This window comes from Acinetobacter sp. GW821-FHT09D10, from assembly GCF_059416285.1.
This window is the reverse complement of record NZ_JBWKOW010000001.1, coordinates 846973-873140: the sequence shown is the minus strand read 5'-3', so window position 1 is coordinate 873140 and position 26168 is coordinate 846973. Positions and strand designations below refer to the sequence as shown.

The following is a 26168-nucleotide window of genomic DNA, read 5'->3' as shown; positions in this document are numbered from 1 at the left end:
GATAATAATTAATCAGTACTGATGACCTTAAATTTTTGCTTAGAGATATTTATTTCCCGATACCATTTAAGTGCTAAACAAATAAAAGCAATAAAAGTAGGTATGGCTAAACTTAAGAAAATTGAACTCAAATCTAGATTCAAAGTAAAAATTAAAGAACCTAATAATGATCCTAAAATTGCTCCAATACGGCTTATTCCATGCATCCAAGAAACGCCAGAGCCTCTACAGTTCGCAGGATAAAAGAGAGTAGCTAATGGAAATAATGCTGTTTGGGCACCTGCTAATAGACCTCCAATCATAAAGATCAGAATTGAAAATAGGACAATGTTTGTATGCGTAAAGCTAAGAAGAATGAATAATAAGAATGCCGAGAAATATGAAGAAGTAATCACTTTGGTTGGATTTAATCTATCCATAAATCTACACATGATTATGGCTCCAATCACGCCCCCAAATGGGAATAAAGTAGACATAAGACTTAATTGTTGTAGATCAAAACCAACAGTTTTTAAAATTGTAGGCATCCAGCTTGTAAAAAGATAAAACACTAATAAACTCATAAAAGAGCAAAGCCATAACATTAATGAACCAAATAAGTATTTGCTAAAAATATCTTTAAGTGGATTATTCTGTTCAACAACTTCCTTTTCAGCTATAGATAAGACAAGCTCTTTATCAATTTTTTTACCATGTATTTTTTCTAAAATTAAAAGTGCTTTATTCTTTTGGTTATTAATAATAAGGAATTGTGTGGATTCAGGGAGGGTAAAAATGAGTACAAAGGTAAGTAATGCAGGTATCAAACCAATAATAATTAATAATTCAGACCAACTAAAAATTTTTAATAGATAAGCCGAAAGGAATCCTCCAGAAGATACTCCCATTAGAAATCCACAACCAGCTAAACCTGTGAGAAAAGCTCGATGCTTTTTAGGCATATATTCTGAAACGATTGTACTTACATTAGGCATCGTCGCACCTAACCCAAGTCCAGTGATAAATCTATAGATAATGAGTTCTGCTGTATCGGTCGAGTAAGCAGAGATTATTGTAAATATAGATAAGATTAGCATGCTGATAATCATAATTTTCTTTCGGCCGAACTTATCTGCAAAAATACCTGATATTAAGGCGCCAATACTCATACCGATTAAAGCCGCACCAAATACAGGAGCTAATTCGGCCTTTGAAATTTGCCACTCATCTAACAAAGGTGGTGCTATAAAACCTATGATTCCAGTATCAAGTCCATCACAGTAAAATACTAAGAAACCTAAAACAAAGACTACCCATTGGAGGGGAGCTAATTTTTCTCTATCTACGATAGTGTTCACATCTATTTTATTCATATATATCCTTGAAATTGATTTTAAAATTATTGTGAAACAAAGAAGTTTTGGCATGCTCCATAAGTTTTGGATATTCGTATGTGTTCAAGATTTATTGTTATTTTTATCAATGATGAAAAATATCCATTTCATCCGTATCTATATCCAGTAATTCCGAATATTCATTAGATCTCACCATTGAAGTTAGACGGAAGTTCGTCTAAATGTGGTTTTTTTGATTTCATTATTTATAATTTTCACAATACTTTTATTAGAATTTAATTATGCTCATTGTTTGTATTATTTTAGCGGTCTTCTTGGTTCTTGCACTTTTAACTAAATTTACTAAATGAAATTCTATGCACTTAAAATATCAAAAAAACTATTTGGTAGAGACAATGAAGATAAGCGACAAGATCAACTGAACATCTAATCTACAGACTGTTATAATCACATCACCACAAAATCTAAGGTGCAAGCTTGCTCTATAGACAGGCTTATTGTGATTGCAAACAAATCTGTTAGGAAATATGAAGCGATATCTAAAACAAACTAAATCAACCATTTCTAATTGGACAACAGAACAAGACTGTTTCTTGATAGAAAATAATTCTCTCCCAATTCACGAACTCATAGAACATTTGCCTTTTTCTGAAGAAGAAATAAGAGTACGTAGAGCTGTTTTGGGTTTAGTGCGTAGAGATAAACAGATGAAGACATATTAATTTTACCATTTGGTAAAAAATAATATGAAAGTAAATGTTTCTAATTATCTCTATTCAACCATTCATTTTGTGGATGAGTTATCAAAACCATAATTTTTTTATGTGTTTTTTTGGTGCGATTTACATAAGGCACCAATTACTTACAAACTACACCAATAAGATTACCTTTACTTACACTTCTTTGAGCATAATCAAAGTCATAAAAGATTCTTAGATCAGCACTTTATAACAATAGTACGGAGAGAGAGGTTAATGCCAAAGTATCTAGCTGTAGCCGAAAAGGTTTATAAAAATATTAAAAAAGATAGCTTATTCACTGATGACATTACTCAGAATCTTAACTGTTTAATTAGTCAGATTCGAAAAGCAATCAAGGGAACTGAGTTTAAGCTCAAGTTCAACTATATAGATTTTGAAGAGAACTTAACCAAACCTTTAAGTGAGTGCAAAGTTCAAATTGACTTGAGTGTCATGCCAAAATTTGCAAATGAAGGAGAGTATCTTCTTTGGTTAGCTGGTTTTATTGAGCGAATTACGGAAGGTGGAAAACCTAAATTGCCGCCAATTTCACAATTTCTTCCGCCAGGTTTTAAGATGTCGAAAGATGCATTTCCTGTATCTGTAGCTCCTCAAAAAGAAGAGCATGCTGACATGATTATCAATTATTTTAAATCTGAGGATTTTAGTAAAAACAATAAAACTCCTTCATAAAAGAATATAGAAGTGACGTCCACCATACTTCTATATACTGCTGGTTTAACTTCAGCGACCGCCTTCTGGGGCGGTTTTTTTTGTCTTGAATCTGCTCATAACTAACTTTTAAACTTGTCTAAACTCAGATTTTAAAAAACATTAAATGTATGTAAATGTTCAGCTATGCAGTGTTTTTATATAAATAACAGAAACTTAGTCGTATTTCGTGGTAAATAGAAATATACATTTTTCACATAAGCAACGTGTCAAGTAACGCAATTAAACATTTAGCTGTTCATAATCTTTAAAAAAAGGGGAATATAAATAATATGAATGAAAATGCCGAGTTAATTAAATACATAGACGTTGCTGAAAATGTATATGAACGTATTTATGAAAATAATCAAGTTTCAAATAACTTGATTGTTAACCTCAATCGAATTATGGCGGAAATCAAAAAGCAGGCCGAAGAAAAAGATCTCAAATTAAAGTACAACTCTATCGACTTTGAATATTGCTTGAGTTTGCCTTTGGCAGATAGAGATATAAAAATTGATTTAAGTTTGATTCCTCATTTTGAACATCGGGATGAATGCATTTTATGGCTAACCAATTTTATTGGAAAAATTAGTGTGCAAAAAAGGATGATAAGGCAGAAACTAAATTATCATTAAAAGGAATTAGATTTTAAATGTATGAACGAACCGTCTTTAGACGGTTTTTTGTGGGTGAAATATATAATATGATTTATCTTAGATTGATATTCCATAATTAGAAAATGACATAGAGCGCTTTAAAATGAAAAAGCTTGTAATGACTTTTACTGTATTGATTCAACTATCGACCTATAGCGTAGCCAATGATTCTACGGGCTATGTCGGTACGGGGGGAATTCAATATCTAAAAAATTCGCAGATTGCCATGCAAAGCGAAGATCTATTTATTAGTAAAAAACTAATTAAAGTTGATTACCTCTATAAAAACCTAAGCAATAAAGAGGTCACTGAAACCATTTTATTTCCGCTACCGCGTATTGATAATTTCTTTGAGTCTGATTTTGCCCATACAGAAGAACTTCTAAAAAGTTTTAAGATTGTGGTTGATGGCAAAAATATAAAACCGGAAATGCATGTCAGAACGTTTATTCAAAAAGATGAAAAATCGCCTCTGATTGATGCCACGGATGGGTTTAAGCAATGCGGTTTTAGTGAAAAAGACATGCTCAACCCATGGGTTCGAGACAACTATGATTATGAATATTATGTAGATAAGCTAAAACAATGTAAGAAGCCGAACATACAAAAAATCTTAGCCAATTTTAAAAAAGATGATGTCATCCCATGGTCATCTCAAGTGATCTATAGTTGGAAGCAAACTTTTAAAGCCAATAGTTTGACTAAAATTCACCATGAATATAAACCCTTGGTAGGAGGTTCAGTTGCTTTATACCCAGATGAATATAACCAGCAATTTTGTATGGATAAACAATTTAAGCAGGGCTTAAAAAAAGCCAGCGCCCAAAATTCCCCGTTTAGTGCCTTGGGTTATATTTTGACAACTGGTGCAAATTGGGCAAAGCCAATTGAAAACTTTAAGTTAACCATTGAGCGTGATAAAGATGAGCTGGTTTCATTTTGCTGGGATGGTCAAGTTAAAAAGATTAGTCCAACTCAATTTCAGATGACTAAAACCAAGTTTGTTCCTAAAAAGGATCTAGATATTATTTTTGTGAGAGTGAAATAAGCCGAACTCAAATAAAAATACATAAATGGCTAGCCTAATCATGCTAAGAAATTCCATACTATAAAAGTAGAGGGATTTCTAATGTGGGATATAACGTGAATTTAAAGAATCTGGAAGCTTTTTATTGGGTTGTGACTTTAAATAGCTTCAATAAGGCTGCAACTAAATTGCAAACAACCCAACCTGCGATATCTCAAAAAATCACATCTCTTGAAAATGAATTAGGTTTTAAAGTTTTAGACCGAAGCTTGCGAAAATTTAAACTGACTCACAAAGGCATCACGTTATTTAAATATGCTGAAAAGTTTATGCGGTTGGAAACAGACCTTGTCGCAGAGCTTACCGAAAACCAGCACCTGACGGGAACAATTCGTTTAGGTGTTTCCGAAACAATCGTTTATACGTGGTTGGTCGAATACATCGAAAAAGTTCAACAAGAATTCCCAAAAGTTTCAGTCGAAATTGTGGTCGATCTAACACCTAATTTACAAGAAGGCGTTCGGACAGGGGACTTGGACATGGCCTTTTTGCTTGGGCCAACGTTAGCTTTTGAATGTATTGAACAGGCATTGTGTGACTTTGAGCTGAGTTTCTTGGCTTCACCTTCATTTAAAGGCTGTGTAGCTCAAATGTCTTTTAAAGCTCTTATGTCTCATACCATTTTAACTTACCCCAAAATTACCTATCCCTATAAAGAATTAAAAGCCAGAATGAAAGAGCAAGGCATTGATGAACCACTTTCAATTACCAGTTATTCATTAGCAACTTTATTGCGTTTAGCCGAACAGGGCCTAGGTATTGCTGTTGTGCCGACCTTAACGGCGTTAAAAGAAATTACTGATGGTCGACTAGAAATATTAAATACCCCCATTCAGTTAAAGACATTTCATTTTACCTCTATCTATATTCATGGGAATGACGTTGCCTTGAAAGAGAAATTGACAGAGGTCGCTGTTAAAGTATCGACGAGCGCCATGAAAAGTCTCAATGAAAGAATCCAAAAATAAAAAGTTCTCGTTATTTTTCTAGATAAATTTTTTGTTCCAGAATAGCTGTTTGACTGTGAAAGCCATAAAAGCAGCTTATGCAGTTCGATAAGTAAAGCTTATCCTGATTTTTTAATAAACATTAAATCTTTTAAAATCATGTATTTGTGTTTTTAATTTTATGTAAAAAGTCTTATTGTCCGTAGGGATGAGCTATGTTTTTATTTTAGATACAAGATTTGATCACCGATTGTGTTGATTGGGGAACAGGGAATCTTTGTCATTTAAAAGGATTAAAGAATATTGTTTGGGAAAATGATGTTCTTGGTTCAACTTGAAAATAGCGTTGTTAAGCTCAAATGGATGAGGAACGCATTAATATGTCTTTACTGAAATCTTCTTTTTTATCAGATCGCCAATGGGCCATAGTTGCCTCGATCTTTATGATGGCGACCTCTGCAATGGGGCCCGGCTTTTTAACCCAAACTGCTGTATTTACAGTGAAGTTAGGTGCGGCATTTGGCTTTGCCATTTTAGTTTCCATTCTGATTGATTATGTTGTTCAACAAAATATTTGGCGAGTGGTAACCCTCACTCAAATGCGTGCATCGGATATTGCCAATAAAGCAATTCCCGGCAGTGGTTATTTACTGGCTTTTCTGGTCATCCTAGGTGGTTTTTTCTTTAGTATTGGTAACATTGCAGGTGCTGCATTAGGTCTAAATGCGCTTTTTGGTCTAGACACAAAATGGGGCGGTATTTTAAGTGGTGCTTTAGCTATTTTGATTTTTGCATCAAGAAAAGCAACGCTTGCCATGGATAAAAGCATGATCGTATTGGGATTGCTTAAAATTCTCCTGATTATTATTGTTGCCGTGATTGTGATGCCACCAGTTGGACAAGCAGTACATCAAACTTTTGCTCCAGATCAGATCGACTTCGCCATTATTACGACCATTGTTGGCGGTACAGTTGGTGGTTATATCTGCTATGCGGGTGCCCATCGTTTACTCGATAAAGGCGCGGTTGGCCCTGAAAATATTGATGAAGTTGCTAAAGCTGCAACCAAGGGCATTATTGTTGTCGGTATCATGCGCTATGTGCTGTTTTTAGCATTTTTAGGTGTGGTGGTGAGCGGGGCAAATATTGATTTAGCCAGCCATGATGCCAATCCGGCAGCTCAAGCATTCCAATATGCAGCGGGTACATTTGGTTTTAAATTGTTTGGTTTAATTTTCTGGGCAGCCGGCATTAGTAGCACCATTGGCGCAGCATATACCTCAGTGTCATTCTTTAACGTGTTTAAAAAGAACTTAACACCAAAACAAAACAACTATACGACCATTACTTTTATCGCATTGGCTTTATTGCTCTATGTGTTATTAGGCGCAACTCCAGCAGGTCTACTCATTTTTGTGGGTGGTTTTAACGGTTTGGTGTTGCCAATTGGTCTTACAATTTTTGTGTATGTTGCTGCGTGCCGTAAAGATTTAATGGGTAATTATAACTATCCAAAATGGTTACTTATTTTGGGTGGATTAACATGTCTGTTGACGTGGTGGATGGGCTATATGTCGTTTACGACAGTGTTCAACTATTTGACTAAGCTTTAAGCCAGACTTTGTTAAGTAATAAAGGAATGATGCCATGTTTGTAGATTTAAATAGTGATTTAGGTGAAAGTTTTGGCTCATGGAAAATGGGCAATGATGACCAGATTTTACCTGTCGTGACCAGTGCCAACATTGCATGTGGCTTTCATGCAGGTGATCCGCTCGGCATTTTAAAAACAGTTCGTAAAGCCGTTGAACTTGGCGTGACCATTGGCGCTCATGTTTCTTATCCAGACTTAGTTGGTTTTGGCCGCCGTAATATGGATTTGTCGCGTGATGAACTAATTGCCGATGTGCTTTACCAAATTTCCGCACTCGATGGTTTGGCTAAAGTAGCAGGCTCAAAAGTGCAATACGTTAAACCGCATGGCGCGCTCTACAACACCATTGCCCATGACCAAGCTCAGGCGGCAGCAGTGATTGATGCGATTAAAATGTATAACCCTGAACTGGTTTTAGTCGCTTTGGCAGGGTCAAACTTGGTAGAGCAGGCGCGTGCGGCTGGTTTAAAAGTCGTGTCTGAGGCATTTGCAGACCGCGCATATAACAGCGATGGTTCACTGGTGTCTCGCCGTCTAGAAGGAGCGGTTTTACATGACTCGGCATTTGTTGCCAGCCGAGTGGTTTCAATGCTTAAAAATGGTGGAGTTGAGTCAATTGACGGTGTATTTACCCCAATTCAAGCCGACACCATTTGCCTACATGGCGACACCGATGGTGCTTTAGAAATGTCGGCAGCCATTAAAGCCGAGCTTGTAAAAAACAATATTGAAATCCGCCCGTTTGTAAACAAAGCATAAGGATGAGCACAATGTATAAGGATATTAAAGTCGACCCAGCTCAACTTGAAGCCGCTTTAGATGCGCGTTTAAAAATCCGTGCTGGTTTTGATAAACCGACGGCAGGCATGGCTGCGGGCATGACACAGGTCAACATGATTTCGGTGCCAAAAGAATGGGCTTATGATTTCCTTCTTTACGCACATCGCAACCCGCAAAGTTGTCCAGTGCTTGATGTGCTCGAAGAAGGCATCTATGCAACCAAGCTTGCGGCAGACTCAGACATCCGAACCGATTTTCCACGTTATCGCATTTGGAAAGATGGCGAAATGGTCGATGAAGTGACTGATGCAAGCGAGATTTATAACGCTCATCCTACTTTGGTCACGTTCTTAATTGGTTGTAGTTTTTCGTTTGAAACGGCTTTGCAAGAAGCGGGTATTGAAGTTCGCCATATTCATGATGACACCAATGTACCGATGTATCTGAGCAATATTCAGTGCCAGCCAGCAGGCCGTATTTCAGGAAACATGGTGGTTTCAATGCGACCAATCCCATCTCATCAAATTAGTGAAGCTGTAAAAATTACCGCGCGTATGCCAAGTGTCCATGGTGCGCCTGTACATATTGGGCACCCTGAAAACTTAGGGATTCAGGATGTAAATAAACCTGACTTTGGTGATACTTCTCGCATTGAAGCGGGTGAAATTCCAGTGTTTTGGGCTTGTGGTGTAACACCGCAAGCGGCAGTCATGAACTCGAAAATTCCTTTTGCCATTAGCCATGCACCGGGCTACATGTTTATTACTGACATTCCTGACCGCGCTTGGATTGGCTAATTGGACTAAAGAAGAATTAAAAGGATAAGCAAATGCGTTTTTTATCGGTAAACACCGATTGTTTTCTGATTGAGCTTGCGAGCTTAGAGGAAACTTTGGCGTTATACAATAAATTGCAAAATACGCAATTGAATGGAATTAAAGATTTAGTCCCCGCTGCAAAAACAATTTTGGTTTTTTTTAACGAGATCGAAACCAATTTTAAAACGCTGGTTGCTTCAATTCAGAGCCTCAAGATTGATTCAGCGTTTGAGCGTAGCGGACAAGAAGTGATTGTGCCGATTCGTTACGATGGCGAAGACCTTGCTCAGGTTGCAGAGTTACAAGGATTATCTGTTGCCGATGTGATTAGAAAACATCACGAAAGCGTGTGGAATGTCGCTTTTATTGGTTTTGCGCCGGGCTTCGCTTATATGAGCAGTCCCGATCAGCCTTTTAGCGATATTCCACGTTTAACGGTTCCGCGTAAAAAAATACCCTCAGGCTCTTTGGGTTTGGCTGGAAAATACTCTGGTATTTACCCAAAAGACAGTCCGGGTGGTTGGCAGCTTATTGGCACAACATCGGAAAAAATGTGGGATTTAGAGCGTAAAAACCCTGCACTGTTGTTACCGGGCATGACCGTACATTTTGAAGATGTTACGCATCGCCCAACGACCGTAAATGTACCGCAGCAGATTACTCGTACGGTTGAGCCTAAACAATCTACGCCACTGTTTACGGTGACGGCACCGAGTTTACAGATGCTCATTCAAGACGAAGGACGCTTAAACCAGACCAATATTGGCGTTGGTGTTGCAGGTGCAATGGATTTGTCGGCCATGCACAGTGCTAACCGTGTTGTTGGTAACCCAATCGAAATACCCGTAATTGAAGTTTTAAATGGCGGCCTAAAAGCCAAAATGCAGCATGCGGGCGTTATTGCGGTTGCAGGTGCCATTTCAACCATTCGTGTGAAATTTGCTGATGGTCAAACCTCAGATTTTGCAAGCTATCAACCAATTGATTTGGATGAAGGCGATGAATTTCAAATTCAGCCACCGACAGCAGGGCTTCGAAATTATTTAGCAGTTCGAGGTGGTATAGACGTTGAACCAGTTCTGAATAGTGCCTCATTTGACAGCTTGGCAGTGTTGGGGCCAGAGCCTTTAAAGCTTGGAGATACGATTTATCTAGGACAGGTGAAGGCAGTCAACATTAGTGTAAATGAAGTAGGCAAGTTCGATTTGCCAAAAGCTGGCGAAGTGGTTGAGCTAGATATTGTGATGGGACCACGCACAGATTGGTTCGAACTAGACAGTATTGAACTGCTGTGTCAGCAAGAGTGGCTTGTGACCAATGAAAGCAACCGCGTTGGGTTAAGACTTTCAGGTGAGCAGCCTTTAACTCGCAAAATTACCCATGAACTGGAAAGTGAAGGCACATGCATTGGTGCTTTACAGATTCCACCGAGCGGTCAGCCAGTTTTGTTTATGAATGATCACCCTTTAACGGGCGGATATCCGGTCATTGGCGCTGTTGCTAAACACCATTGGGATTTTGTGGCGCAGATACCAGCAGGTTGCCGCATCAAATTTAAAAAAATTGCCGAATTTACAGATTTTGAGAATGAATGATGAATACAGAAAAATTATTGATTGCTAACCGTGGTGAAATTGCCGTTCGTATTATTCATGCTTGCCGTGATATGGGAATTTCATCAGTCGCGTTATATGCAGATGATGACATTGGCAGCATGCATGTCGAACTTGCAGACGAAGCATGGGGCTTGGCTGGTGCTACCGCAAGCGAAACCTATTTAAATATTCCTGCCATTATCGAAGTTGCCAAAAAATCGAAAGCGACCATGGTACATCCGGGGTATGGCTTTTTATCTGAACGTGCCGAATTTGCCCAAGCCGTGATTGATGCAGGCTTAAAATGGGTAGGGCCATCACCAAGTGCGATTGAAAAACTGGGCGATAAAATCGAAGCGCGTAAAATTGCCGCTTCGGTAGGTGCGCCATTGGTTCAGGGTACTCAAGACCCACTCAACAATGCAGATGAAGCTTTAGAGTTTGCCAAACAATTTGGTTTGCCGATTGCCATTAAAGCTGCGTTTGGTGGTGGTGGCCGTGGCTTAAAAGTCGCTTGGAAACTCGAAGAAGTGAAAGAACTTTATGAGTCGGCAGTACGAGAGGCAAAAGCTGCCTTTGGCCGTGGTGAATGTTTTGTCGAGCAATATTTAGATAAACCGCGTCATGTAGAAGCACAAGTGATTGCCGACCAACATGGCAACATTGTGGTACTAGGCACACGTGATTGCTCGTTGCAACGCCGCAACCAAAAATTAGTCGAAGAAGCACCAGCGCCATTTATTAACGACGAGATTTACCAGCAAATTTTAACCTCGGCAAAAGACATTTGTCAGGCAGCAAATTATGTGGGTGCAGGTACAGTTGAATACTTACTAAGCCGCGATGGCAAGCTTTCATTTTTAGAAGTAAATACGCGTTTGCAAGTTGAGCACCCAGTGACCGAAGAAACCTCAAAAGTCGATTTGGTGGTTGAGCAAATTCGTGTTGCGCAAGGCCAAGCACTTTCCATTAAAGAAACACCAAAAGCCCAAGGCCATGCGATTGAGTTTCGTATTAATGCCGAAGATCCAGCTCGCGGATTTATTCCGGCGTTTGGTGTACTGAGTTTATTTGAAGCGCCATTTGGTAACGGTGTGCGAGTCGACACAGGCGTTCGCACTGGTTCATTAGTATCAAGTCATTTTGACTCACTCATGGCAAAACTGATTGTGACTGGTCCAACTCGTGAAGTTGCAATTGCTCGTGCTAAACGTGCTTTAAAGCAATTTAAAATTGAAGGTGTAGCTTCGGTTTTAGACTTTCATCGTGCGGTACTCAATGAACCTGACTTTACCGATGAGTTTAATGTACACACCCGTTGGATCGAAAATGACTTTAAACAAGAGTTAAAGCCAACCAAACGTGGTATTCCAAACCATCAACAACCGATGTTGCTCAGCTACATTGAAATTGATGGCAAGTTACACCGCTTAGGTTTACCAGCGGGCATGTTTGCACAAGGCCCTGCAACCGCAGTTCAAGCACAAACAGCCGAGCCAGAAGTGAGTGCAGAGCATTTACTTGCCCCAATTAATGGGGTGATTAGCGCTTGGAAAGTTGAAAATGGTGAGCAAGTGACAGAAGGGCAAGTGGTTGCCATTATGGAAGCCATGAAAATGGAAGTGCAGGTACTTGCACATCGCAGCGGCGTTATTCAGATTGAGGCAGAGAAGGGCGCGACCTGCCATGCAGAAACCATTATTGGTAGTATTAATTAAGATTTGAACATGTGATTTGACCTGATTGGGCTTTGGTTCAATCAGCTCATTTTATTTGGATTATCTAAGCGCTGTATCCATAACTATCAAACTGATTGATATTATATTCATACTACTAAAATTATTATAACTAAGAGTATGTCAGTTGATTGAATACCAGTATAAGCACTTTATTTTATGTTTGAGAATTTATGCTAAAATTCATTCAATATATTTCTCATCACAACCAATTTAATATTTATTATGTTTTTTATTTTAAGAAAAAAACTTCAAAAAATCGGCATTATTTTCGTAGCAATCAACTTATTAGCTTGTAGCCATCAACTAGATTTTAAAGATATTTCGCGTTTAGCAGAAAGAGGTGATGCAGGAGCTCAAGCAAAACTTGGTGAATTATATGTAGAGGGAGAAGTTGTTCCTCAAGATTATAAAAAGGCCTTTGAATGGTATAGCAAAGCTGCTAATCAAGGAAATGCAGAAGCACAGAATAATTTAGGAGCAATGTATGCTCTTGGACAAGGGGTAGAGCAAAATTATAAAAAAGCATTTGACTGGTATAGTAAAGCTGCTGAACAAGGGGAAGTAAAAGCACAGAGTAATTTAGGTGCATATTATGCAAATGGTGATGGTGGAGTTAAAAACTATAAGAAAGCCTTTGAGTGGTTTAGCAAAGCTGCTGCACAAGATAATGCCGAAGCTAAATACTCTTTGGGCATACTTTATGAAGAAGGCTATGGAATAACCCAAGATTATAAAAAAGCATTTGATTGGTATAGCAAAGCTGCTGCACAAAATTATGCCGATGCGCAAAATAATCTTGCAGCACTTTATGCACAAGGTAAGGGTGTAGAGCTAAGTGATAAAAAAGCCTTTGAGTTGTATTGCAAAGCTGCTGAGCAAGGAAATGAAAAAGCACAAAATAACTTGGGGGCGGTATATGCTTTTGGGAAAGGTGTAAATCAAGATTATAAAAAAGCGTTTGAATGGTATAGCAAAGCTGCTCAACAGGAAAATGACGAAGCACAATTTACTGTAGGGATGATGTACTATAAAGGTGAAGGCGTACAACAAAATAATGAATTAGCCGAAAAGTGGCTAAGAAAAGCAGCAGAAAATGGCAATAAAGATGCTTTATCACTATTTGAAGAATAGTTATTTAAAATTTAATAGATGCTAATGCGTAAATTAAAAACCATTTTATTTTGATAAAAATAGGCTGCATTTTTGTAGGTCATATTTTGTTGGAATATTGGTAGGTCTTTTATTGCTTATGTTAGGTAGTTAAAATAAGTTTTAAGTAATTGATAAACTATTCTATCTGTATCTGGTGATTGAAATGAAAATAATAAAAAAAATATTAAAAATACTTAAATGGCTTATTGTCCTATTTCTAATTTTTGTTATCTTGCTCGGTGTAATCGAGTTTATCGCAAATAAATTCTTTGATAATGCTGCCAAGAAGGATGCATGTGCTGACTCTGGAGGTGCATGGGATTATCAAAAAGATACCTGCCAATTTGGTCCTAGTGACCCTCGAATTAAAAAATAATTAGGAATATAAATGGAAAAGCAATTTGCCGATGAGAAAATGCAGAAATACTTGCGATTAATGCGTTTACGTAGAAACTTTGTACTCTCAGTATTATTAATTCCATCAGTTGTTATTGTTGTATTGATGCTAGCAAGAGTAGATGAAAAGTACTTATCTATTTATTTTCCGATAACCATGATTCCTATCATATTATTTTTGATGTTTAAGCTGCTAGCTAACGATATATGTCCTTGGTGTAAACATGATTTTTTTATAAATGATCTAGGTTCTTTTAGTAATGGGCTAAGTTTAATCTTCAGAAAACAATGCTCTCATTGCGGGCAGCCAAACAAATTATCAAAAAATGAAGATGTACATGATTCTTAAAACTATAGAATTATATCTTTACTGTAAATTGCGGGTTGTATCGCCGTAAAAAGTTGATGGATTAGTGCGGGGGTTATAACAAAAGGCCTGATTGGATTTTTCTTCAATTAGGTGATCTTTAATTTTTTATAAATGGTATGATTTTACAAAAACTTTTCTAAAATCATACCATGGACTGCAATTACGCCATTTTAATTGAACGTATTCTATTCCCATATTGTGAGTAAGATCCACTATATTCTGTATATCTGCTTCTGAACAGCTCGCCCCGAAAACGATACCTTTTAGAGAATGTTCATATGGAAATAAGAGTTGCTCATTTTTATATCCTTGAAGAATTAACCTATACTCATTTTCATTTTTCCAATCTTCTAATTTTTCAAAAAAAAGCCTATTTTTATAAGTTTCCGCATGGGCCAAAGCATAGTCTTCTAAACCCAATTTTTCTAAATAATCAACATTAACAATATAAGCAGAATCCCTTTCCCCAATAAAACGATCTATATATTTTACATCTTGCGCAAAATATGTATAACTATTAAACGTTGCAATGAATGATTTTTCTAAAAGTTTTTTCTCAAAGATTAAACATATTCCCGTATGGTTTGCTGCATATTGTGCCCACATCCTTGAATGGCCATATCCTCTTTTAGTTATATCTTGAATATGATCACCTGTTAATTCCTTATCTTTGGTGAAACAAAGCATATAAGTCGAAGACTTAATAATAAAATCTACCTTTGATGAAGTGTCAAACAGATCATATTTATCTAAATCAGCATTTTCATTGGTACCTAATTCAAAAAGCCAATTTTTTGATTCCTTTGGATCATTTGTGTTAAGCATACTTCCTAGTTGTAAGTTTTTGTTTTTTAAAATGTAATCTATCGCTGTGGATGCTTTAGTATAATGGTATAAATATATGTCAGATTCATCTTCAAAAATTAACATTAAATTCCCTCAATATCTAAAATTTCTATGTCTAAAGTGTTCTAGTTAGATAAAACTATTTTATGAAGAACTTCTATAAAATAGTTTTATATATCATATTAAGAAAAGAATAAATAATCATGTTTATTATTTGCAATATTTCATAATCCAAACCGTAATAGCTTTTTATTACCCAACCGCTCGAACTTAATACAAACTATATTTTCTGCGCTTGACGACAACAAAAGCGAATACTATCCTTTGCGGGCTGGCCTACATTGCTAGCGGGTTTTAGCAGACCCTATTTAACAAAGACGATATTCGAAACCTAGTTTTGTGTATCGTGATCTCGTTCGCCCCCTTTTTCTCTACGGTAGGGCGGAAGGGGGACACCTTCGGGTGTGCTGGTTTCTTTGTTGCCAGTCTGCTAACCCTCTTTCGTCCTGCCACCATCATTTAGCAGTGATCGGTAGGATTTCTTTTGTTAACAAAGGAGTCCGCTATGCGTACTAATTCTTCTCAATTTTTGGCCTTTGCCAAACTCTCTCTATTCATACCGCTTGAACAGTCTTTAAAACGGTTTAACCGACTCTAGGTTTTTACGGCCTTAGATCGTTACGACTAAAAAATCATAGCAACAATAAATCCGAGATAGTTTAGGGCACAGTTTTGTGCTGCTTATTCATGCCTGTTTTTTAACACTCATTTTAAGAGTGACGGCATTTCTATCTCTTTTAGATACAACAAAAAATTATTTTAAGCGGTATACATGAAAAATTTAGAATCTTCATTTAGAGCGCTGCGCGTGCTTCACGCAGCAAAAGATTTATTTAATCAGGATGGCTTTCATAAGGTCGGTGTTGACCGAATTATTGCGGAAGCCAAAATTCCCAAAGCTACTTTCTATAATGACTTTCACTCAAAAGAACGGCTGATCGAGATGTGTCTGACTTTTCAAAAAGATGCGCTCAAAGTAAAAGTATTTTCCATTCTTAATTCATACAAAGAGCAAATGGTGCTTGATAAACTCAAGCAGATTTACCTTTTACATGCCGACTTAAATGGCTTTTATCATTTACCCTTTAAAGCAATTTTTGAAATTGAAAAGCTCTACCCAAAAGCCTATAGCGTGATGATTGAATATAGAACTTGGCTAATCAACGAAATTTATAAACTACTTTTAACTATCAAAACTACGGCTTCAATGAAAGACGCCCACATGTTCTTGTTTGTGATTGATGGGGCAATGGTTCAGCTTTTAAGTAAAAACAGTGTAGATGAGCGAGACAAGTTATTAGATTATTTTTTAATAATGCTCTCTTAGCTCTAAATCCACACACATTCTAAAAGTAAAAAGCCCGTCATTGGGCTTTTTATTTATTCGAGCTCTAGTTGATCGTCATCTTTTGTGACTTTGATTTTCATCTTTTTATATTTACGTTTATTTGGATCTAAAGCAGAGTTTGTTACTTCATCAGCAAATTTTGGATTCTGCATGAGTTTGGCATAGGCTCTGTAACCTATACGAATTCTGGTAGGTGGACAATCTGTTCTTTTGGAATAATATTCAATAAGCAAATTTAATTCCTTCAACAAACTCTGATGTTCCATTGTATTGCTTATTTTCTATTAATTAGTAAGTTATTTTCAGCATACTAAATTTTAGAAAATTTCTAAAGATATGGTTGATATACATCATTTTTAATAAATGTTAATTGAATTACATTTATTTTATTAAGAGTGAATTAATTTGCATTTTATTTGGTATTTCTGATTTCTTTTTAATCAAACAGTCATAACCAAGGTGTAAATTAATGTTAGAAAAAGAAAATAGATAGAAGATTGCCACGAACAATAACTATTTAAGCAATTTTCTCACACTGTGGTATTAAGCTGACTTTAACGCGTCAGCTTTTGTTTTTGTGGACAAATAAAAAGCCCTAGATCGGGCCTTTTACTTTTTAAGTTAGCGATTAAAACTTAAGTTTTTTAAGTCCGCGGCTTACGCCATTTTCTAAAGCTGCTTTAATGATAGGGCCAATAAAAGGCACTCGACCTTTAAAGCTAATGGTGTAATCCAATCGAGTACGGTTGTTTCCCAAATCAATAAACTTCATTACACCACGGTGACCTTTAATTGGGCTAATGCCGCTGGTAATGGCATATTCGATGAGTTCATTTTCTTTGTAGATTAAATTAGTTTCAACAAATGAAGGTGTAAATGGAATAGACATTTTACGAGCAGAGCCAACACCATTACGAGCGTCTTTTCCGTTACTAATACGAGTGACTTTAGCAGGAGCGAAAAGTTTGCTTAGGTTTTCATGCTCACTCAAGGTTGCAAAGACTTTGTCTACAGGTGCATCAAATTCTTGTACGATGTTGATTTTTTGAGTTTTTAACATCTTATTCCCTCTAAAAATAATTTTGACATGGGTGATTGTCAGAATTTGGATATTAGCACGCTTTGGGCAATGGGGGAATTCTAATCCGTCGGAGTTTTGAGTCTTTAGCAATCAGAGCCTGAATTTATCAATTGACCTAAATACTAAAACATCTGTTTTAACCTAACATGGTAATTAAAATTTAAACGCCTAATATCTATGCTTGGGATAAGAACGAGTACAACAAAAATGAATGCTGTTCAGCCAACAAAGCCCGCAGGTGTTATGCGGTATTTAATACGTAAACTGAGTGTAATAGGCCTCGTAGTCTGTGTCACAAGTGCATCTGCCGCTAAAGAAATAAAATCAGGAGATTCGGCAATGGGTTATCAAAATCAAGCTGCTTGGCAACAAATTGAACAATTTCTTCCTCAAGAATTTCATATTCCTAAAGACCAGTTACCAAAAGAAGAATGGTGGGCTTGGAATGGTAATAACGTCCATTTAGATACTTATAGAAATCCAAATGCAAAAATTAAAGTGATTTTATTTCATGGTGTAGGTACGAATGGTCGACAAATGTCGATGATTTTAGGTAAACCATTGGCTGATCGGGGATATGAAACAATTGCAGTCGATATGCCGGGCTATGGTGTCACTCAAGTTAGCAAAGGCAAGGTTATTAGCTATAACGATTGGGTGCAGGCTGGTAGTGATTTAATTGATATTGAAATAGCAAAAGATAGTCGTCCAATTGTGCTTTATGGTTTAAGCGCAGGTGGAATGCTGACGTATCACGTTGCGGCAAAGAATAAAAAAGTGAAAGCAATTGTAGGAATGACCTTTCTTGACACAAGTAGTCAGAAGGTTACAGACACTGTAGCAAGTAACTTATTTATGAGTCGAGTAGGGACACCAATTGCGCATTTGACTGCAAAAACACCTCTGGCCTCAATGCGGATTCCAATGAGCTGGGCAAGTAAAATGAGTACCTTGGTGAATAATAAAGATGCTTTAAAGGCTTTTATGAAAGATAAAACCTCGGCTGGTAACTCGGTTTCACTCACATTTTTAGACTCATATATACATTACAAACCTGAAGTGACGCCTGAAGAGTTTGATGTGTGCCCAGTCTTATTAACTCAACCGGAAAAAGACCGTTGGACCCCACTTGATTTAAGTACACCATTTCTTAGCCGTATTCAGAAGGTACCTGTAAAAACCGTAATATTGGAAAATGCAGGGCATTACCCATTAGAGCAACCGGGTTTATCTCAAATGGTTGATGCTATTGATAGCTTTTACAGTACTACGGTGAAATAACGAGTAATTGTGACTCGTTTTAATTCTGCTCGTTACGGTTTTTTATTTCGTAATTTTTTTGAGGAAAGGTTGAATCACAGACCAGTTGGTTGAAATCCAGCAAATAAATGAACCAGCCGTAACCATGGCTGTTCCTTGCCAAAAGCTTAAGGACAATTGAGTTTGTAAAACAAACATCGCCAAAATAGATGAAATAATAGGAGTGAAATAAGAGGCAACCACAAGCATGGTAATGTTTCCATGAATGATGCCAATGTTCCATGCCGCATAGCCAAAGCCAATTGCAGCAGATGCAACTAAAAGGGTGATTACTGTTGGAATATCCATTGAAGGAATGGCGAATTGCCCAGAGACAAGTAGCTTGAGCCATAGTGTGAGTGCAACACAAACAAAGAAAATAGAGATCGGGTTTTGCCCATTACTCATTTTTTTGGTGAGTACACAGTAAAAAGCCCAAATAATGGCACCTACAAATGCCAAAATATAGCTCAGTGGGTTGCTATGAAAATTATCAACAATGCTACTTAGACTAAAATCACCGTTTCCAGTTTGAATAAAAATAATGCCGGAAATTGAAATAAGTAAGCCGAGAATAATAAGAAAATTAAACTTTAATTCCTTAAAAATAACAAAAGCCAAAACCGTTAAACTCGGCCACAGATAGTTAACAATGCTGACTTCAATTGCTTGTTGAGGGCTTTGAGAGTAAGCAATCGCAAATGAAAAACACAGCTCGTAAGCAACGAACAGGACTGTACCCAATATTAAATATTTTTTAGAAATCTGCTTAAAGTCTGGAACTTTGAAAATGGCAAGCAACAGTAGCGCACTTAAAGAATAAATAAGCGTAACACCTAGCTCAGGTCCAATGGCGGCACTGACTTGTTTCATTAAGCCCACCATAGATGCCCACATGAGAATGGCGCTTAGACCAATCAATGTTGCTAGATTTTTTGACATAAAATTCAGTAAATAACGGTTAAAAAATGGTAAAAGATTGAGTTGTACTAATGAAAGGAATAAATTTTCAAGATAGGGAATATAGGACAAATTATATAAAATATAAACAATTAAATTTATTGATTGGTTGAATCTGCTATGTTTGTTTAAGCATAAAATTGGGTAAAGAAATTTCGAATAAAATAACATTGTGACGAGGAAAATATGGAAGTTATTAAAACGGTTGGTGTGGTAGGTGCAGGTGTAATTGGAGCAAGTTGGACCGCCTTATTTTTATATAAAGGATTTAAAGTTAAGGTTTATGACCCATATCCTATAGATGAAGCGATTTTTAAAAAAAGAATATATGCAAATTTAAATGATTTATTGGCTTTGGATGGAAACTCTGAGCATAGCCATTCTCTACAAGATGTATTACTTAATCTGGAAATTTCTAATCACTTAAAAGATGCAGTTTCAGAAGCTGATTTTATTCAAGAAAATGCCCCTGAACGTCTGGATTTAAAACAACAGTTATATCAAGAAATCACCTCATATTGCCCTCAACACACCATTATTGCTTCAAGTTCGTCGGGCTTAAAAGTGTCTGATTTTCAAAAAGAGGCCCAACATCCTGAACGTATTTTACTAGGCCATCCTTTTAATCCGCCTCATCTTTTACCTTTGGTCGAGATCGTTGGTGGTAATTTGACGTCTCCACAAGTTTTGAAACAAGCTTCTGAGTTCTATAAGCAATTAGGTAAGAACCCAATCGTTTTAAATAAAGAAATCAAAGGGCATGTGGCAAACCGCTTGCAGGCTGCGCTATGGCGAGAAGCCTTTTCACTGGTTGAACAAGGCGTGTGCTCTGCCGAAGATGTCGATGTGGCGATTACCAGTGGGCCGGGTTTAAGATGGGCGCTATTTGGCCCCTATATTAATATGCAGCTTGCAAACCAAAAGGGCTTTAAAGAGGCGATCCATCATTTAGGCCCACCAATGACAGAATGGTGGAATGATATGCACGCATTTCAACATTCAGACGAGACAACCGAGCTATTGGAAGCAGAAACCAACCAGCTGTTAACACAATATGAAGATATCGATTTATACCAAACCAGAGATAAAGGATTGGTGGATATTTTAAAGCTCAGACAGCAACTCAAGTTAGATTAAGCCTAATCTTTACGACAGAGCCAATCATTTTATTGCTGAGATGATTGGCTTTTTGTTAGATCAATAAGAAAAACATTCCTAATTAAAATTGCTGTGCATTCATTAATTATTACTCAAATCTCTATAGAGGCAATTACTGCGGCATTGATGCTTTGAAATGCACAATTTTTAGTGCAGCTTTTTACTTTGTATTTTAAATCGCACTCAAATTGCCCAAGTTTAGTATTACTTTTAACCAAAAACGTAATACTAAGCTGGCATGTCCTTTGCATAGTCATAAACAATCAAAAGTGATCTAGGGTTCCGATACTTACAGTATGACTGGACCGAGAGTTCACGGTTCCTAGCGAACTACACGGAGGGATAAAAGCCCGGGAGGAAGTCTAAAACTATCCGACAGGAGTAGCTATGAACACTGCAAATTATCATAACAATCAGGCGATTTGGACCGAACTTTTACCCGGAGGACATCACTGGTCGGGTCGTATTCAAAAGGGAACTATTCTTAGGTTTAAATCACTTGGCGCGCAAGCAAACGTTTCTTTGTTTTGTGTAAATGCTGCCGATGTGCTTGAACGTTTTAACATGCCCGACAGTTTAAAAGGGCAACATACTGCCTATTTAAAAGCTTCAAATGTGCTCTATTCAGACCTTGGCCGTGTCATGGCTTCAATTGTTCATGATGATCATGGTTGGAACGATGCACTCTGTGGCCCAAGCCGACCCGAACAGATTGAAAAGCAATTCGGTACTTGTACATTTCAAGATGCCCGCAATGATATGTACCAAAATGGCTTAGACAGCTTACTCATTGAAATGTGCAAATACGGACTTGCAAGCCAAGATCTGAATGCCGCCGTTAATCTATTTTCTAAAGTTGCGGCAGATGAAAGCGGCGCTTTGTCATATGTTAGTTCTGACAACACCGATCAAACCATTGAGCTGCGTTTTGAAATGGACTGCCTGCTATTTTTATCTGCTGCACCGCATGGTTTAGACACCAGCTCAAGCTATCAACCTGCCGATATTCAACTCAGTTTATTTAAAGCCAATTCCTTAACAGATAGCGATATTTGTCGTGATGCATGTTCGCAAAATCAGCGTGCGTTTCAAAACACAGCCCGCTACTACGCACTTAGCAATATTTAAATCAGGAGAAGCATCATGACAGTTTTACAATCATTTGAAAAAGCAGTTTTAAATGAAGTTTGTCCTGCGGGTGAAGCGTGGATGTGTGAGGTTAAAAAGGGCCAATATTTTCGAATTATTGATCTTGAGGGAAACCAAGCGGTCGATACTTTGTTTATGAGTGCCGAAAACCCAACTGAGCGTTATAGCGCAATGGATACTTTGGCGATCAACCAACACATTTATTTAGAAAAGGGCACTAAGCTCTACAGTAACTTTGGCCGTCCAATTGCGGTTATTCATGATGATAACTGTGGTCGCCATGACACGATTGGTGGTGCCTGTTCATGTGAAAGTAATACAGTTCGCTATGCACATGAAACGTACCCAATGCATAGTTGCCGTAATAATTTTATGTATGCCTTGGCAAAACACCCAATTGCAAAAAAGCATGGCTTAAATGTCCGTCATATTGGTCCAAACATTAACTTTTTTATGAATGTGCCTGTTACGCCAGACGGTCAGCTTAAATTTGATGATGGAATTTCAGGACCGGGTAAATATGTCGAAGTTCGGGCAGAAATCGATTTGATTGTTTTAATTTCCAATTGTCCGCAGCTGAACAACCCATGTAATGCCTATAACCCAACCAAAATTCAACTGGTTGTCCGTGAAGCGGAAGGGGTGTAAGCATGTTTAAAAAAGTTCTGATTGCCAACCGTGGTGCAATTGCCTGTCGCGTAATTCGTACCCTTAAAAAACTCGGTATTGCTTCAGTTGCGGTTTACTCTGAAGCCGACCGTGATTCGTTACATGTTACTTTAGCCGATGAAGCCTTTTTAATTGGCGCTGCACCTGCCCATCAAAGCTATTTAAATATTGAAAAAATCCTTGAGGTTGCAAAACAGTCGGGGGCAGAAGCCATTCATCCCGGTTATGGTTTTTTGTCTGAAAATGCTGAGTTTTGTGATCTGTGTGAAAGCCAAGGCATTGCGTTTATTGGGCCAACTTCAAGCCAAATGCTCGATTTTGGTTTAAAACATACTGCACGTGAGCTGGCTATTAAAAGCAAAGTGCCTTTACTTCCGGGCAGTTCACTACTTGCCGATGAAGCGGAAGCTTTGACCGAAGCGGCCCGTATTGGTTATCCAGTCATGCTGAAAAGTACCGCGGGTGGCGGTGGTATTGGCATGCGTTTGGTCTGGAATGAAACAGAATTAAAAGATGCCTATCAAACTGTGTCTTATTTAGCGCAGGTCAATTTTAAAGATGCGGGTTTGTACTTAGAGAAATTTGTACAACATGCACGCCACATCGAAGTGCAAATTTTTGGTGATGGGAAAGGGCAAGTTTTAGCCTTGGGTGAGCGTGATTGTTCGGTGCAACGCCGTAATCAGAAGGTGATTGAAGAAACACCTGCACCACACTTAAATGAACAGCAACGTGACTACCTGCAAAAAGTTGCGATTCAACTCATGCAGTCGGTGAACTATCGCTCGGCAGGCACAGTTGAGTTTGTAATGGACACTGAAACCCAAGAGTTTTATTTCTTAGAGGTCAACACGCGTTTGCAAGTCGAGCACGGCGTGACCGAACAGGTCTTTGGTGTCGACTTGGTCGAGTGGATGGTTACTTTGGCAAGCGGTGACTGGTCAGCACCGACTGAAAAGTTAGAGCCAACAGGACACTCCATTCAAGTTCGTCTTTATGCCGAAGACCCAATTAAACAGTTCCAACCCAGTGCGGGCTTACTCACGCATGTTAAATTTGACCCACAAGCACGAGTCGAAACATGGGTAGAAACAGGTTCAACGGTGTCGTCTTTTTATGACCCGATGATTGCCAAAATTATTGTGACTGCTGCAACCCGAGAGCAAGCCATACAGGCAATGAGTGCTAGTCTTGCCAACACGCAAGTGGCTGGCATCGAAACCAATCTGGAATATTTACAAAACATTATTGCTTGCGATGTGTTTGCGTTAGGTACTCAAACCACCCGATTTTTAAATACATTTGAATGGAAAACTCAAAAAATTGAGGTGTTGCAGTCTGGTATTCAAACTGCCATTCAAGACGTAACAGGGCGACTAGGTTATTGGGATGTCGGGGTGCCGCCATCAGGTGCTATCGATCCACTCAGTTTAACGGTGGCAAACCATCTTCTAGCCAATGAACCAAATACGGCAGGGCTTGAATGCACCTTACAAGGGCCGACCTTAAAGTTTCACTGCGACAGCCAAATTGTGATTACGGGCGGTGATATGCCTTCAAAACTTGATGGTGAAGTTGTGCCGATGTGGCAAACCATCAATGTAAAAAAAGGCCAGATTTTAAAATGTGGCCTCATTCGTTCAGGTTGCCGCAGCTATATTGGCATTAAAGGTGGTTTCGATGTTCCTGACTATTTAGGGTCACAGGCGACTTTTACTTTGGGGCAATTTGGTGGGCACGCAGGCCGTAATTTATTAATTGGCGATATGCTACCGATTACTGAATATTCTGTTCAATCGACCACTGCATTGGCTCAAGCGCAAATTCCTAGCTTTACCCAAAACTGGGAAATTGCAGTGATGTATGGGCCACATGGCTCGCCAGATTTTTTCACCAAACAAGATATTGATACCTTCTTTGCCAACGAGTTTGAAATTCACTATAACTCAAGCCGTACAGGCATTCGTTTAATTGGCCCAAAACCTGAGTGGGCACGTGAAGACGGCGGTGAGGCAGGCTTACATCCATCCAATATTCACGACAATGCTTATGCCATTGGGGCAATTGATTTTACGGGAGATATGCCAATTATTTTGGGTCCGGATGGTCCGAGCTTAGGCGGCTTTGTATGTCCCGCGGTAGTCATTCATTCCGAACTTTGGAAAATCGGGCAACTTAAAGCAGGCGATAAAGTCAAATTTGTGCCTGTGAGTTATGCGCAAGCGAAAGCACTTGATCAACAATATCATCAAAGCTTAATCTCGACTAATATAACTCACATTGATTTTAATCCAGCCATTCAAGCAGAACCCGATACTCTAAAAGATGCAGTTTTAGCAACTTTAGAGGGTGAAGCCGACTTACCAAGTGTGACCTATCGACCAGCTGGAAATAGCTATTTGTTGGTGGAATATGGCGAGTTGGTACTCGATCTGAATTTACGCTTCCGTATTCATGCACTCATGCAATGGGTCAAAGATCAAAACATTCAGGGCATTATTGACCTAACACCGGGCATTCGTTCACTACAAATTCATTTTGATTCAATCCAGCTCGATCAACTTGAGCTTTTACAGAAACTTCAACAAGCAGAAGCCGAGTTACCCGACATTCAAAATATGCAGGTTTCTTCACGGACTGTCTATTTGCCTTTAGCTTGGGAAGATTCGCAGACTCAACTTGCAACTGAGCGCTATACGCAAATTGTTCGGCCAGATGCACCGTGGTGCCCAGATAACGTCGACTTTATTCGCCGTATTAATGGTTTAGCTTCCAAGCAAGCAGTTAAAGATGTGGTCTATAGCGCAAACTATTTAGTGATGGGTTTAGGCGATGTGTATTTGGGCGCGCCAGTTGCGACACCACTCGACCCACGCCAACGGTTAGTCACTACAAAATATAACCCTGCGCGAACTTGGACACCTGAAAATGCCGTGGGTATCGGTGGTGCCTATATGTGTGTGTATGGTATGGAAGGGCCGGGTGGCTACCAGTTTGTTGGCCGTACTACCCAAATGTGGAGCCGTTACCGTAAAAATGCCGACTTCGAAGATGGCAAACCGTGGCTACTGCGTTTTTTTGACCAAGTTAAGTTTTATGAAGTTTCTGAGACTGAACTTCTGCAAATGCGTGAAGACTTTAAGGCAGGCCGTCTGCAACTTCGCATTGAAGATGGCGTGCTCAATTTAAAAGAGTACAACGAGTTTTTAAAAACACATCAAGACAGCATTCAAGCCTTTAAAGATACGCAACAAGCCAATTTTGAGGCTGAACGACGCCGTTGGCACGAAGCGGGTTTGCAAGAATATATCTCTGAAAGCCTAGATGCTGTTGATGAAGGTGAAACCGTAGTTATTCCTGAAGGGGGCTGTGCAGTTGAGTCGCATATGCCGGGATCAATCTGGAAAATTGAATGTGCATCGGGAGATATTGTTGAAGAAGGTGAAACCCTTGCGGTGATTGAGGCAATGAAAATTGAAATTCCAATTATTGCACCCGAACGCATGAAGGTAGAAACCATTACCATTGAAAAAGGGCAAACCGTAAAAACGGGGCAAGTGCTATTTACCTTGGCACCTGTCGCTTAAACCAAAAGAGAGCATCTATATCGATGCTCT

Annotated in this window: 24 protein-coding genes and 1 riboswitch; of the genes, 19 read left to right on the top strand and 5 right to left on the bottom strand. The window is 38.4% G+C overall.

Annotation, left to right across the window (positions count from 1 at the left end):
- Positions 1 to 8: 8 nt before the first annotated feature.
- Complete coding sequence (locus tag AC07M3_RS04035) at positions 9 to 1352, bottom strand: MFS transporter (RefSeq protein WP_494566588.1); 1344 nt, start codon at positions 1350 to 1352, stop codon at positions 9 to 11.
- A gap of 509 nt (positions 1353 to 1861) precedes the next feature.
- Here AC07M3_RS04035 and AC07M3_RS04030 point away from each other — a divergent pair.
- The 13 genes from AC07M3_RS04030 (at position 1862) to AC07M3_RS03970 (ending at position 13960) form a co-directional block, all read left to right on the top strand.
- Positions 1862 to 2056, top strand: coding sequence for a hypothetical protein (locus AC07M3_RS04030; protein WP_494566587.1), 195 nt, complete (start codon positions 1862 to 1864; stop codon positions 2054 to 2056).
- Positions 2057 to 2308: 252 nt separating this feature from the next.
- A complete protein-coding gene (locus AC07M3_RS04025) occupies positions 2309 to 2767 on the top strand; it encodes a hypothetical protein (RefSeq protein ID WP_092705393.1) in 459 nt (152 codons plus the stop codon).
- Between the two features lie 311 nt (positions 2768 to 3078).
- A complete protein-coding gene (locus AC07M3_RS04020) occupies positions 3079 to 3423 on the top strand; it encodes a hypothetical protein (RefSeq protein ID WP_045435682.1) in 345 nt (114 codons plus the stop codon).
- 124 nt (positions 3424 to 3547) lie between these two features.
- Positions 3548 to 4492: a DUF4424 family protein gene (locus tag AC07M3_RS04015; RefSeq protein WP_494566586.1), complete on the top strand. Its 945-nt coding sequence runs from the start codon at positions 3548 to 3550 to the stop codon at positions 4490 to 4492.
- A gap of 95 nt (positions 4493 to 4587) precedes the next feature.
- Positions 4588 to 5499 carry a LysR family transcriptional regulator MumR gene (mumR, locus tag AC07M3_RS04010; protein ID WP_092705395.1) on the top strand — a complete coding sequence of 304 codons (912 nt, stop codon included), beginning with the start codon at positions 4588 to 4590 and terminating at the stop codon, positions 5497 to 5499.
- A gap of 338 nt (positions 5500 to 5837) precedes the next feature.
- Positions 5838 to 7091 carry an NRAMP family divalent metal transporter gene (locus tag AC07M3_RS04005; RefSeq protein WP_003650999.1) on the top strand — a complete coding sequence of 418 codons (1254 nt, stop codon included), beginning with the start codon at positions 5838 to 5840 and terminating at the stop codon, positions 7089 to 7091.
- Between the two features lie 34 nt (positions 7092 to 7125).
- Positions 7126 to 7890: a LamB/YcsF family protein gene (locus AC07M3_RS04000; protein WP_000496072.1), complete on the top strand. Its 765-nt coding sequence runs from the start codon at positions 7126 to 7128 to the stop codon at positions 7888 to 7890.
- A gap of 2 nt (positions 7891 to 7892) precedes the next feature.
- The gene (locus AC07M3_RS03995; protein WP_494566585.1) at positions 7893 to 8708 is read left to right on the top strand and encodes a putative hydro-lyase; all 816 of its coding nucleotides are present in this window, start codon (positions 7893 to 7895) and stop codon (positions 8706 to 8708) included.
- 32 nt (positions 8709 to 8740) lie between these two features.
- Positions 8741 to 10324, top strand: coding sequence for a 5-oxoprolinase subunit B/C family protein (locus AC07M3_RS03990; RefSeq protein WP_494566584.1), 1584 nt, complete (start codon positions 8741 to 8743; stop codon positions 10322 to 10324).
- Positions 10324 to 12042 carry an acetyl/propionyl/methylcrotonyl-CoA carboxylase subunit alpha gene (locus tag AC07M3_RS03985; protein WP_494566911.1) on the top strand — a complete coding sequence of 573 codons (1719 nt, stop codon included), beginning with the start codon at positions 10324 to 10326 and terminating at the stop codon, positions 12040 to 12042. Before AC07M3_RS03990 ends, AC07M3_RS03985 begins: the two co-directional genes overlap by 1 nt.
- 243 nt (positions 12043 to 12285) lie before the next feature.
- Positions 12286 to 13194 carry an SEL1-like repeat protein gene (locus tag AC07M3_RS03980; RefSeq protein WP_494566583.1) on the top strand — a complete coding sequence of 303 codons (909 nt, stop codon included), beginning with the start codon at positions 12286 to 12288 and terminating at the stop codon, positions 13192 to 13194.
- A 184-nt stretch (positions 13195 to 13378) separates the two neighbouring features.
- Entirely contained in the window at positions 13379 to 13591 is a 213-nt protein-coding gene (locus AC07M3_RS03975; RefSeq protein WP_494566582.1) for a hypothetical protein, read from the top strand.
- A gap of 12 nt (positions 13592 to 13603) precedes the next feature.
- Positions 13604 to 13960 carry a hypothetical protein gene (locus tag AC07M3_RS03970; RefSeq protein WP_494566581.1) on the top strand — a complete coding sequence of 119 codons (357 nt, stop codon included), beginning with the start codon at positions 13604 to 13606 and terminating at the stop codon, positions 13958 to 13960.
- A gap of 126 nt (positions 13961 to 14086) precedes the next feature.
- On the opposite strand, the gene AC07M3_RS03965 is transcribed toward AC07M3_RS03970, so the two are convergent.
- Positions 14087 to 14911, bottom strand: coding sequence for a DUF2971 domain-containing protein (locus AC07M3_RS03965; protein WP_494566580.1), 825 nt, complete (start codon positions 14909 to 14911; stop codon positions 14087 to 14089).
- Positions 14912 to 15659: 748 nt separating this feature from the next.
- On the opposite strand from AC07M3_RS03965, the gene AC07M3_RS03960 reads away from it, so the two are divergent.
- The gene (locus tag AC07M3_RS03960) at positions 15660 to 16214 is read left to right on the top strand and encodes a TetR/AcrR family transcriptional regulator (RefSeq protein WP_494566579.1); all 555 of its coding nucleotides are present in this window, start codon (positions 15660 to 15662) and stop codon (positions 16212 to 16214) included.
- Positions 16215 to 16267: 53 nt separating this feature from the next.
- On the opposite strand, the gene AC07M3_RS03955 is transcribed toward AC07M3_RS03960, so the two are convergent.
- Entirely contained in the window at positions 16268 to 16501 is a 234-nt protein-coding gene (locus AC07M3_RS03955) for a hypothetical protein (protein WP_494566578.1), read from the bottom strand.
- 362 nt (positions 16502 to 16863) lie between these two features.
- The gene (locus AC07M3_RS03950) at positions 16864 to 17295 is read right to left on the bottom strand and encodes an SRPBCC family protein (protein WP_092705400.1); all 432 of its coding nucleotides are present in this window, start codon (positions 17293 to 17295) and stop codon (positions 16864 to 16866) included.
- A gap of 228 nt (positions 17296 to 17523) precedes the next feature.
- Here AC07M3_RS03950 and AC07M3_RS03945 point away from each other — a divergent pair, with 228 nt between their 5' ends.
- Entirely contained in the window at positions 17524 to 18597 is a 1074-nt protein-coding gene (locus AC07M3_RS03945) for an alpha/beta hydrolase (protein WP_494566577.1), read from the top strand.
- Positions 18598 to 18639: 42 nt separating this feature from the next.
- Here AC07M3_RS03945 and yddG read toward each other — a convergent pair whose 3' ends face one another.
- On the bottom strand, positions 18640 to 19557 hold the full coding sequence (gene yddG, locus AC07M3_RS03940; RefSeq protein ID WP_494566576.1) for an aromatic amino acid DMT transporter YddG: 918 nt from the start codon (positions 19555 to 19557) through the stop codon (positions 18640 to 18642).
- A gap of 204 nt (positions 19558 to 19761) precedes the next feature.
- Between yddG and AC07M3_RS03935 the strand changes: the two genes are divergently transcribed.
- From AC07M3_RS03935 to uca, 4 genes are all read left to right on the top strand, one after another.
- A complete protein-coding gene (locus tag AC07M3_RS03935) occupies positions 19762 to 20712 on the top strand; it encodes a 3-hydroxyacyl-CoA dehydrogenase NAD-binding domain-containing protein (RefSeq protein ID WP_494566575.1) in 951 nt (316 codons plus the stop codon).
- A 284-nt stretch (positions 20713 to 20996) separates the two neighbouring features.
- A riboswitch (guanidine-I (ykkC/yxkD leader) is annotated at positions 20997 to 21092 on the top strand.
- A gap of 28 nt (positions 21093 to 21120) precedes the next feature.
- Positions 21121 to 21861 (top strand): urea amidolyase associated protein UAAP1, encoded by a 741-nt coding sequence (locus tag AC07M3_RS03930; RefSeq protein ID WP_494566574.1) that lies wholly within the window; start codon positions 21121 to 21123, stop codon positions 21859 to 21861.
- A 15-nt stretch (positions 21862 to 21876) separates the two neighbouring features.
- Entirely contained in the window at positions 21877 to 22530 is a 654-nt protein-coding gene (locus tag AC07M3_RS03925; RefSeq protein WP_494566573.1) for an urea amidolyase associated protein UAAP2, read from the top strand.
- A 2-nt stretch (positions 22531 to 22532) separates the two neighbouring features.
- Positions 22533 to 26138 carry an urea carboxylase gene (uca, locus tag AC07M3_RS03920; RefSeq protein ID WP_494566572.1) on the top strand — a complete coding sequence of 1202 codons (3606 nt, stop codon included), beginning with the start codon at positions 22533 to 22535 and terminating at the stop codon, positions 26136 to 26138.
- Positions 26139 to 26168 lie beyond the last annotated feature (30 nt).

Coding starts and splice junctions, on each gene's coding strand:
- AC07M3_RS04035 (WP_494566588.1), bottom strand. CDS start 1,352: ATGAATAAAATAGATGTGAACACTATCGTAGATAGAGAAAAATTAGCT.
- AC07M3_RS04030 (WP_494566587.1), top strand. CDS start 1,862: ATGAAGCGATATCTAAAACAAACTAAATCAACCATTTCTAATTGGACA.
- AC07M3_RS04025 (WP_092705393.1), top strand. CDS start 2,309: ATGCCAAAGTATCTAGCTGTAGCCGAAAAGGTTTATAAAAATATTAAA.
- AC07M3_RS04020 (WP_045435682.1), top strand. CDS start 3,079: ATGAATGAAAATGCCGAGTTAATTAAATACATAGACGTTGCTGAAAAT.
- AC07M3_RS04015 (WP_494566586.1), top strand. CDS start 3,548: ATGAAAAAGCTTGTAATGACTTTTACTGTATTGATTCAACTATCGACC.
- AC07M3_RS04005 (WP_003650999.1), top strand. CDS start 5,838: ATGGATGAGGAACGCATTAATATGTCTTTACTGAAATCTTCTTTTTTA.
- AC07M3_RS04000 (WP_000496072.1), top strand. CDS start 7,126: ATGTTTGTAGATTTAAATAGTGATTTAGGTGAAAGTTTTGGCTCATGG.
- AC07M3_RS03995 (WP_494566585.1), top strand. CDS start 7,893: ATGAGCACAATGTATAAGGATATTAAAGTCGACCCAGCTCAACTTGAA.
- AC07M3_RS03990 (WP_494566584.1), top strand. CDS start 8,741: ATGCGTTTTTTATCGGTAAACACCGATTGTTTTCTGATTGAGCTTGCG.
- AC07M3_RS03985 (WP_494566911.1), top strand. CDS start 10,324: ATGAATACAGAAAAATTATTGATTGCTAACCGTGGTGAAATTGCCGTT.
- AC07M3_RS03980 (WP_494566583.1), top strand. CDS start 12,286: ATGTTTTTTATTTTAAGAAAAAAACTTCAAAAAATCGGCATTATTTTC.
- AC07M3_RS03975 (WP_494566582.1), top strand. CDS start 13,379: ATGAAAATAATAAAAAAAATATTAAAAATACTTAAATGGCTTATTGTC.
- AC07M3_RS03970 (WP_494566581.1), top strand. CDS start 13,604: ATGGAAAAGCAATTTGCCGATGAGAAAATGCAGAAATACTTGCGATTA.
- AC07M3_RS03965 (WP_494566580.1), bottom strand. CDS start 14,911: ATGTTAATTTTTGAAGATGAATCTGACATATATTTATACCATTATACT.
- AC07M3_RS03960 (WP_494566579.1), top strand. CDS start 15,660: ATGAAAAATTTAGAATCTTCATTTAGAGCGCTGCGCGTGCTTCACGCA.
- AC07M3_RS03955 (WP_494566578.1), bottom strand. CDS start 16,501: ATGGAACATCAGAGTTTGTTGAAGGAATTAAATTTGCTTATTGAATAT.
- AC07M3_RS03950 (WP_092705400.1), bottom strand. CDS start 17,295: ATGTTAAAAACTCAAAAAATCAACATCGTACAAGAATTTGATGCACCT.
- AC07M3_RS03945 (WP_494566577.1), top strand. CDS start 17,524: ATGAATGCTGTTCAGCCAACAAAGCCCGCAGGTGTTATGCGGTATTTA.
- yddG (WP_494566576.1), bottom strand. CDS start 19,557: ATGTCAAAAAATCTAGCAACATTGATTGGTCTAAGCGCCATTCTCATG.
- AC07M3_RS03935 (WP_494566575.1), top strand. CDS start 19,762: ATGGAAGTTATTAAAACGGTTGGTGTGGTAGGTGCAGGTGTAATTGGA.
- AC07M3_RS03930 (WP_494566574.1), top strand. CDS start 21,121: ATGAACACTGCAAATTATCATAACAATCAGGCGATTTGGACCGAACTT.
- AC07M3_RS03925 (WP_494566573.1), top strand. CDS start 21,877: ATGACAGTTTTACAATCATTTGAAAAAGCAGTTTTAAATGAAGTTTGT.
- uca (WP_494566572.1), top strand. CDS start 22,533: ATGTTTAAAAAAGTTCTGATTGCCAACCGTGGTGCAATTGCCTGTCGC.